Source organism: Streptomyces sp. NPDC056160 (assembly GCF_042268205.1).
Lineage (GTDB): Bacteria > Actinomycetota > Actinomycetes > Streptomycetales > Streptomycetaceae > Streptomyces.
The window spans coordinates 21,182-36,665 of sequence record NZ_JBHJUW010000085.1 but is presented as its reverse complement, the minus strand read 5'-3'; the positions used below and the strand labels follow the sequence as shown (position 1 = coordinate 36,665).

Annotated in this window: 18 protein-coding genes and 1 pseudogene; 13 read left to right on the top strand and 6 right to left on the bottom strand. The window is 72.6% G+C overall.

What is annotated here, in order from left to right; translation table 11 throughout:
* Together ACFC02_RS27315 and ACFC02_RS27310 are read left to right on the top strand one after the other, a co-directional pair.
* A pseudogene (locus tag ACFC02_RS27315) lies at positions 1–89 on the top strand (TetR family transcriptional regulator); the annotation flags it as partial.
* 207 nt (positions 90–296) lie between these two features.
* Positions 297–899, top strand: a complete 603-nt coding sequence (locus ACFC02_RS27310) for a PadR family transcriptional regulator (RefSeq protein WP_376362495.1) — start codon at positions 297–299, stop codon at positions 897–899.
* Here the strand turns inward: ACFC02_RS27310 and ACFC02_RS27305 are convergent.
* Positions 881–1,396: a flavin reductase family protein gene (locus tag ACFC02_RS27305; RefSeq protein ID WP_376362492.1), complete on the bottom strand. Its 516-nt coding sequence runs from the start codon at positions 1,394–1,396 to the stop codon at positions 881–883. The two genes, ACFC02_RS27310 and ACFC02_RS27305, sit on opposite strands and share 19 nt — an antisense overlap.
* Positions 1,397–1,471: 75 nt before the next feature.
* Here ACFC02_RS27305 and ACFC02_RS27300 point away from each other — a divergent pair, with 75 nt between their 5' ends.
* Positions 1,472–1,654: a hypothetical protein gene (locus ACFC02_RS27300; RefSeq protein WP_376362489.1), complete on the top strand. Its 183-nt coding sequence runs from the start codon at positions 1,472–1,474 to the stop codon at positions 1,652–1,654.
* Here ACFC02_RS27300 and ACFC02_RS27295 read toward each other — a convergent pair.
* From ACFC02_RS27295 to ACFC02_RS27275, 5 genes are all read right to left on the bottom strand, one after another.
* Positions 1,647–2,570, bottom strand: a complete 924-nt coding sequence (locus ACFC02_RS27295) for a tyrosine-protein phosphatase (protein WP_376362486.1) — start codon at positions 2,568–2,570, stop codon at positions 1,647–1,649. The genes ACFC02_RS27300 and ACFC02_RS27295 overlap by 8 nt on opposite strands.
* A gap of 81 nt (positions 2,571–2,651) precedes the next feature.
* Positions 2,652–3,716, bottom strand: a complete 1,065-nt coding sequence (locus ACFC02_RS27290; RefSeq protein WP_376362483.1) for an NAD(P)H-dependent flavin oxidoreductase — start codon at positions 3,714–3,716, stop codon at positions 2,652–2,654.
* Positions 3,713–4,501 (bottom strand): CoA-transferase subunit beta, encoded by a 789-nt coding sequence (locus ACFC02_RS27285; protein ID WP_376362480.1) that lies wholly within the window; start codon positions 4,499–4,501, stop codon positions 3,713–3,715. Before ACFC02_RS27285 ends, ACFC02_RS27290 begins: the two co-directional genes overlap by 4 nt.
* The gene (locus ACFC02_RS27280; protein WP_376362504.1) at positions 4,498–5,352 is read right to left on the bottom strand and encodes a CoA transferase subunit A; all 855 of its coding nucleotides are present in this window, start codon (positions 5,350–5,352) and stop codon (positions 4,498–4,500) included. The genes ACFC02_RS27285 and ACFC02_RS27280 overlap by 4 nt, the downstream gene beginning before the upstream one ends.
* 14 nt (positions 5,353–5,366) lie before the next feature.
* Complete coding sequence (locus ACFC02_RS27275; RefSeq protein WP_376362478.1) at positions 5,367–6,122, bottom strand: enoyl-CoA hydratase family protein; 756 nt, start codon at positions 6,120–6,122, stop codon at positions 5,367–5,369.
* Positions 6,123–6,201: 79 nt separating this feature from the next.
* Between ACFC02_RS27275 and ACFC02_RS27270 the strand changes: the two genes are divergently transcribed.
* From ACFC02_RS27270 to ACFC02_RS27225, 10 genes are all read left to right on the top strand, one after another.
* A complete protein-coding gene (locus ACFC02_RS27270) occupies positions 6,202–6,993 on the top strand; it encodes an SDR family oxidoreductase (protein ID WP_376362475.1) in 792 nt (263 codons plus the stop codon).
* 43 nt (positions 6,994–7,036) lie between these two features.
* Positions 7,037–7,987: an SDR family oxidoreductase gene (locus tag ACFC02_RS27265; protein ID WP_376362473.1), complete on the top strand. Its 951-nt coding sequence runs from the start codon at positions 7,037–7,039 to the stop codon at positions 7,985–7,987.
* Between the two features lie 466 nt (positions 7,988–8,453).
* Positions 8,454–9,236: a 2-keto-4-pentenoate hydratase gene (locus ACFC02_RS27260; RefSeq protein WP_376362470.1), complete on the top strand. Its 783-nt coding sequence runs from the start codon at positions 8,454–8,456 to the stop codon at positions 9,234–9,236.
* 15 nt (positions 9,237–9,251) lie between these two features.
* On the top strand, positions 9,252–10,193 hold the full coding sequence (locus ACFC02_RS27255; protein ID WP_376362467.1) for an acetaldehyde dehydrogenase (acetylating): 942 nt from the start codon (positions 9,252–9,254) through the stop codon (positions 10,191–10,193).
* 1 nt (position 10,194) lies between these two features.
* Complete coding sequence (gene dmpG, locus ACFC02_RS27250; RefSeq protein WP_376362465.1) at positions 10,195–11,217, top strand: 4-hydroxy-2-oxovalerate aldolase; 1,023 nt, start codon at positions 10,195–10,197, stop codon at positions 11,215–11,217.
* 94 nt (positions 11,218–11,311) lie between these two features.
* Positions 11,312–12,466, top strand: a complete 1,155-nt coding sequence (locus ACFC02_RS27245) for a Rieske 2Fe-2S domain-containing protein (RefSeq protein ID WP_376362462.1) — start codon at positions 11,312–11,314, stop codon at positions 12,464–12,466.
* Position 12,467: 1 nt separating this feature from the next.
* Positions 12,468–12,695, top strand: coding sequence for a hypothetical protein (locus tag ACFC02_RS27240; RefSeq protein ID WP_360980498.1), 228 nt, complete (start codon positions 12,468–12,470; stop codon positions 12,693–12,695).
* 136 nt (positions 12,696–12,831) lie between these two features.
* Positions 12,832–13,905 carry a 2Fe-2S iron-sulfur cluster-binding protein gene (locus ACFC02_RS27235; RefSeq protein ID WP_376362459.1) on the top strand — a complete coding sequence of 358 codons (1,074 nt, stop codon included), beginning with the start codon at positions 12,832–12,834 and terminating at the stop codon, positions 13,903–13,905.
* 134 nt (positions 13,906–14,039) lie between these two features.
* Positions 14,040–14,816 carry an SDR family oxidoreductase gene (locus ACFC02_RS27230; protein ID WP_376362456.1) on the top strand — a complete coding sequence of 259 codons (777 nt, stop codon included), beginning with the start codon at positions 14,040–14,042 and terminating at the stop codon, positions 14,814–14,816.
* 151 nt (positions 14,817–14,967) lie between these two features.
* Positions 14,968–15,453 (top strand): SRPBCC family protein, encoded by a 486-nt coding sequence (locus tag ACFC02_RS27225; protein ID WP_376362453.1) that lies wholly within the window; start codon positions 14,968–14,970, stop codon positions 15,451–15,453.
* The last annotated feature ends 31 nt before the right edge of the window (positions 15,454–15,484 follow it).

The window sequence follows — 15,484 nt, the reverse complement described above, 5'->3', positions numbered from 1 at the left end:
GGTACCGGCCGGGCGGACAGCACAGTGCGGAGGAGATCGCCCGCCAGTACCTCTCGATGGTGCTGGAGGGCATCGCCGCCCGCGACTGACCCCACTCACGACACGACACCTCACGACACCCCACTCACGACACGACACCTCACGACACCCCACTCACGACACGGCACCTCACCTGACGTCACATCACCTGATCCCGTTGATCCGAAGACCACGTCCTCCACGGCGTTCGCCCCGGGTCAGGGCCGGGCCGCCCCGTCCGGCCTGTGCGCCCCGCAGCCGCTCCGTACACTGCGGGTGTGGCTGAGCACAGGACGAGTGGCGCGACGAGCGGTGACGAACGGCCGGCCCTGCCGGCGACGAGCTGGGCGGTCCTCGGACTGCTCTCCTTCGGTGAGGAGTTGTCCGGTTACGACCTGAAGAAGTGGGCGGACTGGTCGCTGCGCTTCTTCTACTGGAGCCCGTCGTTCAGCCAGATCTACGGCGAACTCAAACGGCTGGAGAAGGCCGGTTACGCCACCTCCAGGATGGTCGCCCAGGAGACCGGCAACCGCGGCAAACGCGTCTACCGGATCACCGAGGCCGGCCTGGAGGCGGTCCGCACCTGGGCCCGCGAGGCGCCGGTGGAGCCGCCGGTCCTCAAGCACGGCGTCATGCTGCGGGTCTGGCTCGGGCACCTGCTGGAGCCCGAGCAGATGCGCGAGGTGCTGGGCCGGCACCGGGCCTACGCCGAGTCGATGCGGCGGCACGCCGAGGCCGACGTCGAGGGCGCCCGCGACGAGGAGGCGTGGGCCTACCCCGCGCTCACCCTGAAGTGGGCCGAACGCTACTACGCCGCCGAGCGCGACCTGGCCGACGCGATGCTGGCCGACATCGAGGAACTTCACCGCAGGCAGCCGTAGGTCCTGCGGTAGTAGAGCAGGGGGCCGGTGCCGGGGGTCCGCCGGGCGAGGGCGGTGACCCGGCCCAGGACGATCGTGTGGTCGCCGCCGGGGAGCGTGCCGGCCAGGTCGCACTCGACCGTCGCGAGCGCGCCGTCGAGCAGGGGCGCGCCGTTCGCGCCGGGGTGCCAGGCCACCCCCGCGAACTTGTCGCCGCCGGTCACCGCCAACTGCCGGGACAGCGCCTGCTGGTCGGCCGCGAGGACGCTGACGGCGAACCGGCCCGCCGCCCGGATCTTCGGCCAGGTCGACGAGGTGTGCGCCGGGCAGAAGCACACCAGTGGCGGGTCCAGCGACACGGAGGCGAAGGACTGGACGGCCATCCCGGCGGGCCGCCCGTCCGGCTGGAGCGCGGTGACCACCGCGACACCGGTGCAGAAGGTGCTCATCACCTCGCGCAGGGGGGCATCGTCGAACGGGGCGGCGGACGGGTCGCTGTGCGGAGTCAGGGTCGGCATGGGTCCTCCTTGACCGTGCGAATTATACCTAGCAGTAATATGCCTATTCGAAATACTGAAGAAGGGATACCCCGCGTGCCCGCACATCAAGCGGGCGAACGCCGGGCAGCGCGGCGGACCCAGCAGCGGACGGTCGCCGCGGCGGACGAGGCGGGCGAGCGCAGGCTCTACGGTCCCGCCGCCCGGCACCTCGCCGTCGGACCACCGGTCCACGCAGGTCCGGTGGTCGGGACGGCCAAGGTGGCCTCCGTCACCTGACCAGCCGGGCGTGTAGCCGGGCCAGGGTGGCCCTGTCCAGGCCGAGGCCCCGCGTGAGGTAGCCGTACAAGCCGCCGTAGTCCCGCTCGGCCTGGCCGAGGGCCGCGCCCAGGTAGTCGGGTCGGACTTCCTGCAGCGGCACGAGCAGGTCCGGGTCCCGCATGAGCCCGGACTGCTCCAGGCCCTCGCGGACGCGGAGGTCGGCCGCCGCGCGGAAGTCGTTGGAGAGCAGGTAGTCCCTCTCGGCGGTGGCGGCGGGGACACCCACGGCCCGCAGCAGGACGTAACTCAGCCAGCCGGTGCGGTCCTTGCCCGAGGTGCAGTGGTACAGCAGCGGTGTCCTTCCGTGGTGCGCGATGTCGCGGATCGTCTCGGCGAAGGCGCGGCGGTCGCCCGGGTCGGTGACGAAGGCGCGGTAGATCGACCGCATCAGCTGCGCCGCCTTGCCGTCGCCGAGCACCTCCTGCTGCTCCACCGGGTCCTTCGATGCGATGACCTCCATCGTGGTGGTGTACAGACCGAGGTCCCGCACGGGCCGGGAGGTGACGGTCAGGCCGGCCGGAAGGCGGTCGGCGCCGTCGCCCCGCACCTCCTGCGGGACCCGGAAGTCCACGACGGTGCGCAGTCCCTCCTGGGACAGCCGCGTCACGTCCGTATCGGTCAGCCTGCCGAGCCCGTCGGCGCGGAAGACCTGGCCGTAGCGGACGTGGCGGCCCTGCTCGGTGCGGTAGCCGCCGAGGTCGCGGACGTTGACCGCGCCCTGGAGGACGATGTGGCGGACAAAGGCGGTGGTGCTGTACGAGGCCGTGGCGGTGGGCCGGGGGATGGTGTGGGCCAGGGCGAGGGTGGGCAGGCAGCCGAGGGCCACGGCGGAGATCAGCACTCGGGCGGACCGGATCGGGCGGGCAGCGCGCATCGGATCAACTCCCTGGGCAGAGGGGGAAGTTCCTCGGACGGGTGGGGAAGGCGACGGGCCGGGGAGGCGGGGGAGGGGGCGTCAGTCGGCCGGGGGCAGCGCCCGTAGTGTCGCCCGGGCCTGCGTGATGATCCGGTCGACGAGTTCGGCGCAGGACGGCAGGTCGTCGATGACTCCCGCGACCTGGCCGGCGGCCATCACACCGAGGTCGGTGCGGCCCTCGACCATGGAGGCCTTGAGCAGCATGGGGGTGTTGGCGGCCAGGAGGACCTGGCTCCAGGTCAGCTCCCGGCCGTGCTTCATGGCGATGCCGTCGCGGACCATCCGGGACCAGCTCGTGCCGGACTCGTGCCGGAAGGCCGCCGCATGGCGCACGGCACGCAGCAGGGCGGTGGCGCGGCCCGAGCGTTCGAGGGTGTCGACCAGATCGGTGCGCAGCATCCGGTGGGGGAGCCCGTCGACCTTCGTGGTGACGGTGACGTCCTTGACGGTGGCGGCCAGGTACCTCGCCTTGACCGTGTCGGGGACGGTGCTGTCGGAGGTGAGCAGGAAGCGGGTGCCCATGGCGATGCCCGCGGCACCGTAGGCGAGTGCTGCGGCGAGGCCCCGGCCGTCGTGGAAGCCGCCGGCCGCGACGACCGGGATGTCCACGGCGTCCACGACCTGGGGAAGGAGGACGCTGGTGGCGGTGTCCCCGGTGTGGCCGCCGCCCTCGCCGCCCTGCACCACCACGGCGTCGGCGCCCCACGCGGCCACCTTCTCGGCGTGCCGCCGGGCGCCGATCGACGGGATGACGACCACGCCGGCGTCCTTGAGCCGGGCGATCAGCTCCCGCGAGGGCGCGAGCGCGAACGAGGCGACCCGCACCCCCTCCTCGACGATGACCCGCACGCGGTCGGCCGCGTCGGAGGCGTCCGCCCGGAGATTGACCCCGAAGGGCGCCTCGGTACGGGACCTGACCTCGCGCACGGCCGAGCGGAGCCGGTCCACCGGCATCGTGGCGGAGGCGAGGATCCCGAGCGCGCCGGCGTTCGCGGCGGCCGAGACCAGGCGGGGCCCGGCCACCCAGCCCATGCCGGTCTGCACGACGGGGTGCCGTACGCCGACCAGTTCGGTGAGCGCGGTGCTGATCGTGGCGTCGCTCATGAGCGGACCTCGCGGTCGCGCAGCGCCCTCGGGTCGACGACCTCACGGATCAGCCGCAGCTCCTCGGCGGCGGGCTCGCGGGTGTACGGGACCTCGTCCGGGATCGTGAGGGTGAACCCGGTGGCCTCGACGACCTGCTCGACCGTCACTCCCGGGTGCAGGGAGCGCAGCCGCATCGTGCGGTCGGGGGTCTCGAAGTCGAAGACGCCGAGGTCGCTGACGACTTCGGGGATGCGGTGGTAGCGGGTGGCGGACGGGCCTGCGGCGGCCGCGCGGTCGTGGCCGACACCGCAGACCATGTCGGCCTTCTCGACGAACACCCGCGGCGAGTGCCGGGGCACCCAGTAACTGGTCGGATTGTTGAGGGTGTTGACGGGCGCCCCGCGCACGCCCAGCAGCTGGCGTGTCGGCCGGGCCCAGTCGCCGATGCAGGAGATGTTCTGGTTGCCGTACCGGTCGATCTGGGAGGCGCCCATCATCACATGCCGCCGCCCCGTCGCCACCAGGGCGAGATGCTGGCGGTAGGGGAGCCAGCCCTCCACCACGGCGGGCGCGGCGCCGAGCGCCGGGACGTCGCCGATCAGCAGGGCCTCGCCGTCGGTGAGCAGCAGCTCGGGCGAGAAGGTGAGCCTGGCCAGGCGGGCGCCGATCGTGGGGACGGTGCCCATCGGACTGGCCAGCACCTCGCCCGCGCCGCGCCAGGCCTCCGCGCAGGCCACCACGCAGTACTCGGCCCGCGTCGCCGTCGCCGTCGCCGTCGCCGCCGTCGTGATCGTGTCGCTCATCGTGCCGCCTCCTCCTGGTGGAACGCCGTCACGGCGCTCTGGTAGGCGTCCTCGTCGCCGGACAGGAACCGTTCGGTGAAGGCCCGCCACGCCTCCGGGTCGGCGGCGGCGCCTGCGTAGGCGCGCTGGAAGGCCTCGTCCCGCTCGTAGCCGGGGGCGCAGGAGGTGAAGTGCGCTCCGTTCGGGGTCTCGACGACACCGTTCACGAACGCCCGCTTGACGAGCAGGGTCTGCGGGCCGGCGTCCTTGAGCAGCCCGGCACTGTCCACGATGCGCTCGCAGGAGACGTACGCCGTGTCGGCGGCCTGGCAGAACAGGTCGTCGAAGTAAGGGTCGGCGCCGAGGTACTGGGCGTTGCCGTGCACGTCCGCCCGGTCGAGGTGGACCAGGGCGGCATCCAGCCGCAGGGCGGGCACGGCGACGAGTTCCTCGCCGTCCTCGTACGGCGAACGCACCGTCCGCAGACCGGGGTTGACCGTCATCACGTCCGAGCCGAGTCCGGCCCGGACCGGCAGGAACGGCAGCCGCTGCGCGGCGGCGGTCAGGCCCCACATGACCATCGCCTCGTCCAGCTCCACCAGTTCCAGCGCGCCGTGCTCCCGGGCCGCGCGGAAGTGCGGCTCCAGGGGGACGGAGTCGAGGGTCGCGAACGCCGCGACCAGCTTGCGGACCTTCCCCGCCGCGGCCAGCAGCCCCACGTCCGGGCCGCCGTACGAGACCACGGTCAGGTCGGTGACGTCCGAGCGCAGCAGCGCCCGGACCAGCGCCATCGGCTTGCGCCGCGAACCCCACCCGCCGATGCCGATCGTCATGCCGCTGCTCAGGCGGCCGGCGACCTCGTCGGCGGTCATCGTCTTGTCGCTGCTCACGACTGCTGCTCCTCGTCCTTGCCGAAGGTGTCGCGGATGCGGTCGGCGACACCGCTGAGGTTGGCCTCGAAGGTGAAGCCCTGTTCGAAGCGGTAGCTGCGGCGCACGTCGACCGGGTCGATGCCGTTGATCGCCGCCTTGGCCAGGCGGATCAGCGTCCCGTCCTTGGCGGCGATCTCCCGCGCCAGCTCCAGCGCGGCCCCGGCGAGCTGCTCGCGGGGGACCACCCGCCACACCGAGCCGTGCCGGTGCAGCTCCTCGGCGGTGACGGTGCGCGAGGTGTAGTACAGCGCCCGCATCAGGTGCTGGGGCACCAGACGGCCCAGATGGGTGGCGGCGCCGAGTGCGCCCCGGTCCAGCTCCGGCAGGCCGAACGTCGCGTCGTCGGAGGCGACGATCGCGTCGGCGTTCCCGACGAGGCCGATGCCCCCGCCCAGGCAGAATCCGTGCACGGCGGCGACGACCGGGACCTCGCAGTCGTACACGGCGGCGAACGCCTCGTAGCAGCCGCGGTTGGCGCCGACGAGCGCCTCGTGCCCGGTCGTGCGCTGCATCTCCTTGATGTCGACGCCCGCGTTGAATCCGCGGCCCGCGGCGCCCAGCACCACGCAGCGCACCTTCGGGTCGGCGCCGGCGGCACGCACGGCCGCGGCCAGCTCGTACCAGCCGCCGACAGGCAGGGCGTTGACCGGGGGGAAGTCCACGCTGACGACGGCGATGCCGTCCTCGGGGACGGAGGTGGAGACACCCATGAGCAGATCAGCTACCTTTCCACCAAACGTTTGTTAGGCGAGAAGGTAGCAGCGGAGTGCGCGCTGCGGGAGGTGTCCTTTGGCGGCGATCATCGATCTCAGCGGATGTGTGACGGTTGTCACCGGCGGAACCCGGGGTGTCGGAGCCGGTATCGCCCGCGCGTTCCTGGAAGCCGGCGCGGAGGTCGTGACCTGCGCGCGCCGTCCCCCGGACCGGCCCGTGCGGGCGGCCGGCCGCACCGCCCGCTTCCTCCCCGTCGACCTGCGCGACGCCGGGGCGGCCGACGCGTTCTTCGACCGGGTACGGCACGAGTACGGCCGCCTCGACACCCTCGTCAACAACGCCGGAGGCACCCCCTTCCGCATGCTCGGCGAGGGCGGAGCCGCCCGGCACGCCCGCGTCGTCGGACTGAACCTCCTCGCACCCCTCACGGCCTCGCTCGCCGCGTACGAGGTGATGCGCGGCCAGGACCGCGGCGGGACCATCCTGATGATCGGCAGCGTCAGCGGGACCCGCCCCTCACCGGGCACCGCCGCCTACGGCGCCGCCAAGGCCGGCCTGGACCATCTCGCCCGCTCCATGGCCGTGGAATGGGCGCCGCGGGTCCGGGTCAACACCGTCGTCCCCGGCATGGTCCGCACCGAGCTGTCGCACCTGCACTACGGCGACGAGGACGGCATCGCCGCCGTAGGCCGCACCGTGCCCCTGGGCCGCCTCGCCGCGCCCGCCGACATCGGCGACGCCTGCGTCTTCCTCGCCTGCGACCGGGCCGCCTACATCAGCGGGGCGAGCCTGCACGTGCACGGCGGAGGGGAACGCCCCGCCTTCCTCGACGCGGCCGACGTCAACCAGCAGGCCGCCGCCGAGTGAGTCACCGAACGGCACCTCCACCTTCGAAAGGCAGGACACCCGCATGACCAGGACCTCCCCCGCGAACGCGACCTCCGGCACGACCGGACTGTGCACCGGACGCGTCGCCGTCGTCACCGGAGCCGGCCGCGGCCTGGGCCGGGCCCACGCCCTCGCCCTCGCCGCCGAGGGGGCCAAGCTCGTCGTCAACGACCTCGGCGTCGGCCTCGACGGCACGGGCGGCACCGCCGGACCGGCCCGGCAGGTCGCCGACGAGATCCGCTCGCTCGGCGGCGAGGCCGTCGCCCACGGCGGCGACATCGCCACCTCCGAGGGCGCGGCCTCCCTCGTCGCCACCGCTCTGGACGCCTTCGGCCGCCTCGACACCCTCGTCAACAACGCCGGGTTCCTGCGCGACCGCATGCTCGTCAACCTCGACGAGGACGACTGGGACGCCGTGATGCGCGTCCACCTCAAGGGCCACTTCCTGCCGCTCAAGCACGCCGCGGCACACTGGCGCGCCGAGGCCAAGGCCGGCCGCACCCCCAAGGCCCGCGTCGTCAACACCAGCTCCGGGGCCGGGCTCCTGGGCAGCGTCGGCCAGGGCAACTACGCCGCCGCCAAGGCCGGGATCGTCGGACTGACCCTCGTCGCCGCCGCCGAACTGGGCCGCTACGGCGTCCAGGTCAACGCCGTCGCCCCGGCCGCCCGGACCCGGATGACGGAGCAGACCTTCGCCGACACCATGGCCGCCCCCGGCGACAGCCGCTTCGACGCCATGGCCCCGGAGAACGTCTCCCCGCTCGTCGTCTGGCTCGGCTCCGCCCTCTGCGCCGGCGTGACCGGCCGCGTCTTCGAGGCCGAGGGCGGCCGCATCACCGTCATGGAGGGCTGGCGCCCCGGCCCCACCACCGACAAGGGCGCCCGCTGGAGTCCGGCGCAGGCGGGCGAGACGGCCCTGAAACTCCTCGCCGAGGCGGAGAACCCGCAGCCGGTGTACGGCGCGCAGCAGTAGGGCCTGCGGGCGGCGGCCGATCGCCGGGGGGCCGATCGCCGGGTGGCCGGGTGGCCTGGCGGGCATGTCGGCCGCTGGGTGGTGGGCAGGCGGCAGGCGGTCGCCAGGCGGCAGACGGTTCGGCGGTTCGGCAGCCCGTGGCCGTCGGCGTGCACGGCTCCCGTCCGCCCCGGCCGCCGTCCCCCCGGGAGACGTGAGCGCCCCCCCGGCCGGGCGGTCCCGGCTGCGCCGGCCTGGGCGTACGCCCCCTCCCCGCCCCCCTCCCCGCCCCTTTCCCGGTCAGCGGGAATTCGCGCTCCCGGTGCGCAACGGCTCTCGCCTAGGGTCTGTCCGGCGGATCAAGTCGCAGGTGGGAAACGGTGACTGACCGACCCGGACGGGCGTGCCGGATCCCGCCTGCCGGGCCTGATCCGCCGGACAGGCCCCAGCCTCCCGGAACAGCCCGAAGCCCCCGCAGAGGACCCTCATGCTCACGGACCCCGTAAGGCAGCAGGCGGCGCGGATCCTGCGCTCAGCCGAGCACAGCGTCACGCCCGTCGCCCCGCTGACCGAGACCTTCCCCGGCATCGGCACCGAGGACGCGTACGAGATCCAGCTCGTCAACATCCGCCACCGGCTCGACGCCGGGGCGCGGGTGCGCGGACACAAGGTCGGCCTGTCGTCCCCGGTCATGCAGCAGATGATGGGCGTGGACGAACCGGACTACGGCCACCTGCTCGACGACATGGAACTGTGCGCCGACCGGCCCGTGCCGGTCGCCCGCTACTGCCACCCGCGCATCGAGGTCGAGGTCGGGTTCGTCCTCGGCGCCGACCTGCCGGGCGAGGACTGCACCACCGCGGACGTACTGGCCGCCACCGAACGCGTCGTCCCGGCCCTGGAGTTGATCGACAGCCGGATCGGCGACTGGCGCATCTCGATCGCCGACACCATCGCCGACAACGCCTCCTCCGCCGGATTCGTCATCGGCGAGGGCCGCGACCCGCGCGAGCTGGACCTGAAGGCGATCGACGCCCGCCTGACCGGCGCGGGCGAACTGCTGGCCGAGGGCCGCAGCGACGCCGTACTCGGTGATCCGGCCGTCTCCGTCGCCTGGCTCGCCCGCACCGTCGCCCGCTTCGGCGTGCCCCTCAAGAAGGGCCACGTGGTGCTGCCCGGCTCCTGCACCCGGGCCGTCGACGTCGCGGCCGGAACGACCTTCACCGCCGACTTCACCGGGCTGGGCCCGGTCTCCCTCTCCTTCACCTGAGGTGATGCACACACCATGACGCCCACCACCAGGACCAAGGCGACCGCAGCGATCGTCGGGTCCGGCAACATCGGCACCGACCTGCTGTACAAGCTGCAGCGCTCCGAACTCCTCGAACCGCGCTGGATGATCGGCGTGGACCCGGACAGCGAGGGCCTGGCCCGCGCCCGCCGTGCGGGCCTCGCGGCCAGCCACGAGGGCGTGGAATGGCTGCTCGCGCAGGACGAACTCCCCGACATCGTCTTCGAGGCGACGTCCGCCTCCGTTCACCGGGCCAACGCCCCCCGCTACGCCGAACTCGGCATCAAGGCGGTCGACCTGACGCCGGCCGCGGTCGGCCCCGCCGTCGTCCCGCCCGCCAACCTCCGCGCCCACCTCGACGAATCCAACGTCAACATGATCACCTGCGGCGGCCAGGCCACCATCCCCATGGTGTACGCGGTCTCCCGCGTGGTCCCCGTGCCGTACGCGGAGATCGTCGCGTCCGTCGCCTCGGTCTCCGCCGGTCCCGGCACCCGCGCGAACATCGACGAGTTCACCCGCACCACCTCCCGCGGCATCGAGACCATCGGCGGCGCGGGGCGTGGCAAGGCGATCATCATCCTCAACCCTGCCGAGCCGCCCGTCATCATGCGCGACACCGTCTTCTGCGCCATCCCCGAGGACGCCGACCGGGACGCGATCACCCAGTCGGTGAAGGAGATCGCCGAGCAGGTCGCCGCGTACGTGCCCGGCTACCGGCTGCGCAGCGAGCCGCAGTTCGACGACCCCCGCCCTACGAGCGGCGGCATGGCGCGCGTCGCGGTCTTCCTGGAGGTCGAGGGCGCGGGCGACTACCTGCCCCCGTACGCCGGAAACCTCGACATCATGACCGCCGCCGCCACCAAGGCGGGCGAGGAGTTCGCCCGGCGGATCGCCACCGGCCGCTTCGACCGCAAGACCCACGGGGAGTCCTGAGATGCCCTACTCCGACACGCTCGACATCCGCGTCACCGACTCCTCGCTGCGCGACGGCTCGCACGCCCAACGGCACCAGTTCACCGTCGACGACGTACGGTCCGTCGTCGCCGCCCTCGACGACGCCGGGGTCCCGGTGATCGAGGTGACGCACGGCGACGGCCTGGGCGGCTCGTCGTTCACGTACGGCTTCTCCAAGACGCCCGAGCAGGAGCTGATCAAGGCCGCGGTGGACACCGCGCGGCAGGCGAGGATCGCCTTCCTGATGCTGCCGGGACTCGGGGTGAAGGACGACATCCGCGCCGCCCACGGCAACGGCGCGAGTGTCTGCCGCATCGCGACCCACTGCACCGAGGCCGACATCGCCGTCCAGCACTTCGGGCTCGCGCGCGAGATGGGCCTGGAGACGGTGGGCTTCTTGATGATGGCCCACTCCACGACCCCCGAGACGCTGGCCCGGCAGGGCCGCGTCATGGCCGACGCGGGCTGCCAGTGCGTGTACGTGGTCGACTCCGCCGGGGCCATGGTCATGGACGACGTCACCGCCCGCGTCGAGGCGCTGGCCGCCGAACTCGGCGGTGACGCCCAGGTCGGCTTCCACGGCCACGAGAACCTCGCCCTGGGCACGGGCAACTCGATCGCCGCCATCCGGGCCGGCGCCCTGCAGATCGACGGCTCCACCCGCCGCCTCGGCGCGGGCGCAGGCAACACCGCCGTGGAGGCGCTGGTCGCCGTCTGCGCCAAGATGGGCATCCGCACCGGCATCGACGTCCTGAAGATCATCGACGCGGCGGAGGACGTCGTACGACCGGTCATGGACGAGGAATGCCGGCTCGACCGGCTCGCCCTGCTCATGGGCCACGCCGGCGTCTACTCCAGCTTCCTCAAGCACGCCTACCGCCAGGCCGAGCGCTACGGCGTCTCCGGCGCCGAGATCCTGCTGCGCGCGGGCGAGCGCCGCCTGGTCGGCGGCCAGGAGGACCAGCTGATCGACATCGCCGTGGAACTCGCGGCGCGGAACTGAGCAACAGGGCCCGAGGCAGCGGCCCTGAGCCGCACGACCGCAAGACAGCAGTACCTACCGAGAGCCGTAGGACCGACAGAGATCGGAGGACGAGATGACTGCGCTCAATGAAGAGGTCCGGGTCATCGAGGCGGGCACGCCGCCGACCCGCTTCGCCCGGGGCTGGCACTGCCTGGGCCTCGCCGACGGCTTCACGGACGGAAAGCCGCACGAGATCGAGGCGTTCGGCACCAAACTGGTGGTCTTCCAGGGCGAGGAGGACAGGAGGCTGCACGTCCTGAACGCCTACTGTCCGCACATGGGCGGCAACCTCGCCCAGGGCAGCGTCAAGGGGGACGCGGTCGCCTGCCCGTTCCACGACTGGCGCTGGTCGGGCGACGGCCGCTGCGCCGGCATCCCGTACGCCCGCCGGGTCCCGCCGCGCGCCAAGACCCGATCCTGGCTCACCCTGGAGCGCAACGGGCAGCTCTTCGTCTGGCACGACCCGCAGGGCAACCCGCCGCCGCCCGAGGTCACCATCCCGGAGATCGCCGGCGTGCACGGCCCCGAAGCCGCCCGGTGGAGCGACTGGACCTGGAAGGCGCTCCTGGTCCAGGGCGCCAACTGCCGCGAGATCGTGGACAACATCGTGGACATGGCGCACTTCTACTACGTCCACTACGCGTTCCCCGAGTACTTCAAGAACGTCTTCGACGGGCACATCGCCACCCAGTACATGGAGAGCAGCCCGCGCGGCGACATGGAGCTGGGCACCCTGAGCGCCGGACGCCTGCGCTCCGACGCCTCCTACTACGGCCCCTCCTACATGATCGACCACCTCTACAGCGACGTCGGCGGCGGCACCGAGATGGAGATCGTCCTCATCAACTGCCACTACCCGATCACCGCCGACAGCTTCATGCTCCAGTACGGGGCGATCGTCAAGCGGCTGCCCGGGATGACCGACGAGCAGGCCGCCGAGACCGCGCGCCTCACCGCCGAGGGCGCGACCGTCGGCTTCGAGCAGGACGTGCGTATCTGGCGGAACAAGACCCGCATCGACAACCCGCTGCTGACCGAGGAGGACGGCCCGGTCTACCAACTGCGCCGCTGGTACGACCAGTTCTACGCCGATGTCGACGACGTAAAGGACGAGATGACCCGCCGCTTCGAGTTCGAGGTCGACACCGAACGGGCCAACCAGGCCTGGCGCGCCGAAGTCGCCGAGAACCTGGCCCGCCGGGGCGCGGGGGCGGGGACCGAGGCCTGACATGCAGCCCGTGGAGTGCGTGACCTGCGGCAACCAGGTCCTGTGCGAGAAGTTCAGCATGGCCCACACCTCGGTGCAGTGGACCTCCGAAGCGGCCGTGGTCTGCGCGGAGTTCCGCGACCGGGTGGGCGAGGGCCGCACCACCGCCCGCATCCGCACCTGCGGAGCGCTGCGCGACAGCATCGACCGCGCGGTCGCGGACGGCACGCTGGAGGTCGCCGATGTCTGATCCGGCGTCTGAACCACTGTCCGATCCGGCGTCTGAACCGATGCCTGATCCGGCGTCCGAAGTGATGCCTGATCCGGCGTCCGAAGTGATGCCTGATCCGGCGTCCGAAGTGATGCCTGATCCGGCGTCCGAAGCAATGCCTGATCCGACGTCCGAACCGGCGTTGCATCCGGCACCGGGAGCGAGCCGCACCCACCGGCTGCGCGTGACCGAGGTGGTCGCCGAGACGCCGGACGCGCACTCCCTGGTGCTGGAGGTCCCACCGGAGAGCACCGACCGCTTCGCCTACCGCCCCGGGCAGTTCCTCACCCTGAAGCTGCCCGGGACCGGCGCGGGTCCGGCGGCCCGCTGCTACTCCCTCGCCAGTTCCCCGTACACCGGGGAACCGATGAAGGTCACCGTCAAGCGGGTGGCCGGCGGATACGGCTCCAACTGGGTGTGCGACGAGGTGAGGCCGGGGGACGAACTGGAGGTGCTGCCCCCGGCCGGCACCTTCACCCCCGGCTCCCTCGACACCGACCTCCTGCTCGTCGCCGGGGGCAGCGGCATCACCCCGGTGCTGTCCATCGCCAAGTCGGCCCTGGCGCGCGGGCGGGGCGGGCTCGTCCTCCTCTACGCCAACCGCGACGAATCGTCCGTCATCTTCGGCGACGAACTGCGCCGCCTGGCCGGGGACCACCCGGACCGGTTCGTCCTCATCCACTGGCTGGAGTCGCTCCAGGGTCTCCCCACGGCGGACCGCCTGAGCGCCGTCCTCGCACCGTACGCCGACCGCGAGGGCTACGTCTGCGGTCCCGCGCCGATGACGGACGCCGTCGAGCAGAGCCTGCGCGCCCTCGGCACCCCGGGCGACCGGATCCACCGGGAGCGGTTCTTCTCCCTGGGCGCGGACGTCTTCGACGTACCGGCCGTCCCGGCGGCCACCCCCGCCGACGGCGCGAGCACCGCGGAGGTGGAACTCGACGGTGAGAGCCACATGGTCGCCTGGCCGCGGGGAACCCCTCTCCTCGACGTCCTCCTGGCCGCGGGCATCGACGCACCGTACTCCTGCCGTGAGGGCGGCTGCAGTGCCTGCACCTGCCGGGTCGTCTCCGGCGAGGTGAAGATGGTCCGCAACGACGTCCTGGACGACGAGGATCTCGCGGAGGGCTACGTCCTGGCCTGCCAGGCGGTGCCGCTGACCGAGCGGATCGAGATCAGCTACACCTGATCCGCCGAGATCAGATACTTCCCGATCCGCCGAGGTCGGATACTCCTCACCCGCCGCCGGGCCCGTCCGGCGCCCACGGCCGCCCCTCGGCCCGATCATCCGACCACCCACGCCCGCCTTCGAGGGAGCAGACCATGCCCCGTACCCACCTCGTCACCGGAGCGGCCTCAGGCATCGGCCGGGCCACCGCGGCACTCCTGCGCGCGCGGGGCCACACCGTCATCGGCGCAGACCTCAAGGACAGCGACATCTGCGCCGACCTGTCCACCCCGAAGGGGCGTGGCGAACTCGTCTCCCGGGCCGTGGAGTTGACCGGCGGATGCCTCGACACCGTCATCGCCTGCGCGGGCATCGCGCGGTTCGACCCGCTCACCATCAAGGTGAACCACTTCGGAGCGGTGGCCACGCTGGAGGGGCTGCGCCCGCTGCTTGCCGCCGGAACCGACCCCCGCGCCGTGGTCATCGGATCCATCGACTCCGTGCACCCGGCAGACCCGGCGATCGTGGAGGCGGCGCTCGCCGGTGACGAGGAGACGGCGGTGGCCGCGGCCCGGGCTGCCGTCGACCGCGGCGAGGGACACCTCGTCTACTCCTCCTCCAAGGCAGCCGTCTCCCGCTGGGTCCGCCGCACGGCGCCCACCGCCGACTGGGCCGGTGCGGGCATCCCGCTCAACGCTGTCGCGCCCGGCGTCGTCCTCACGACCATGACCCGGCCGATGCTGGACGACCCCGAGATGCGGCTGCTCGTCGAGCGGAGCGTGCCGATGCCGCTGCACGGTCACGCCCGCCCCGAGCAGATCGCCCCGCTGGTCGCCTGGCTGACCTCGCCCGAGAACTCCCATGTGACCGGGCAGGTCGTCTTCGCCGACGGCGGCGCCGATGCCGTCCTGCGCGGCGACGGCACCTGGTGAGAGCCCGTAGCAAGCAAACGCACGGAGTCGCACGGAGTCGTGCGGAGACATACTGCGATAGGCCGAGACACACCGAGATGCACCATGACACACCGTGACACACCATGATGTACCCGGACGCACCCCGATACATGAAGACGCGAGGAGACTGGTGAACGTACCCCTCAAGGGCTTGGGGACCGACGGGCCCTCCGCGCACGCCCGCTCGCTCCGGCGCTCCACCGTGCTCCCGGCCGCCCCCGCCGAGGTGTGGGCTGCCATCGGTGCCTTCGGCGGCCTCGCCGACTGGCATCCGCACATGCCGCCGTCCGCTGTCGAGGGCGGCGCCGATCCGGAAGTCCCCGGCGCCGTACGGGCCTTCGCCGTCGACGGACACGTGGTCGCCCGCGAGCGCCTGCTGGACCGCGGCCCCGAGGCCCGCAGCTACCGCTACACCCTCCTGGACCCGGTGCCGTTGCCGGTCGCGGAGTACGTGGCCACCCTTGCGGTCCACCCGCACCCGGAGGGCGCCGAGGTCGTGTGGTCCGCCGCGTACCGGAGCACCAAAGAGGTCGCGGCACAGGTGGAGTCGCTCTTCGGTGACGGCACCTACGCGGCCGGCCTCGCCGCCCTGCGCACGCGCTTCGCCCGGGGGTGAGACGAGGGCGCCCGGCCCCGCCGTCGCGGCG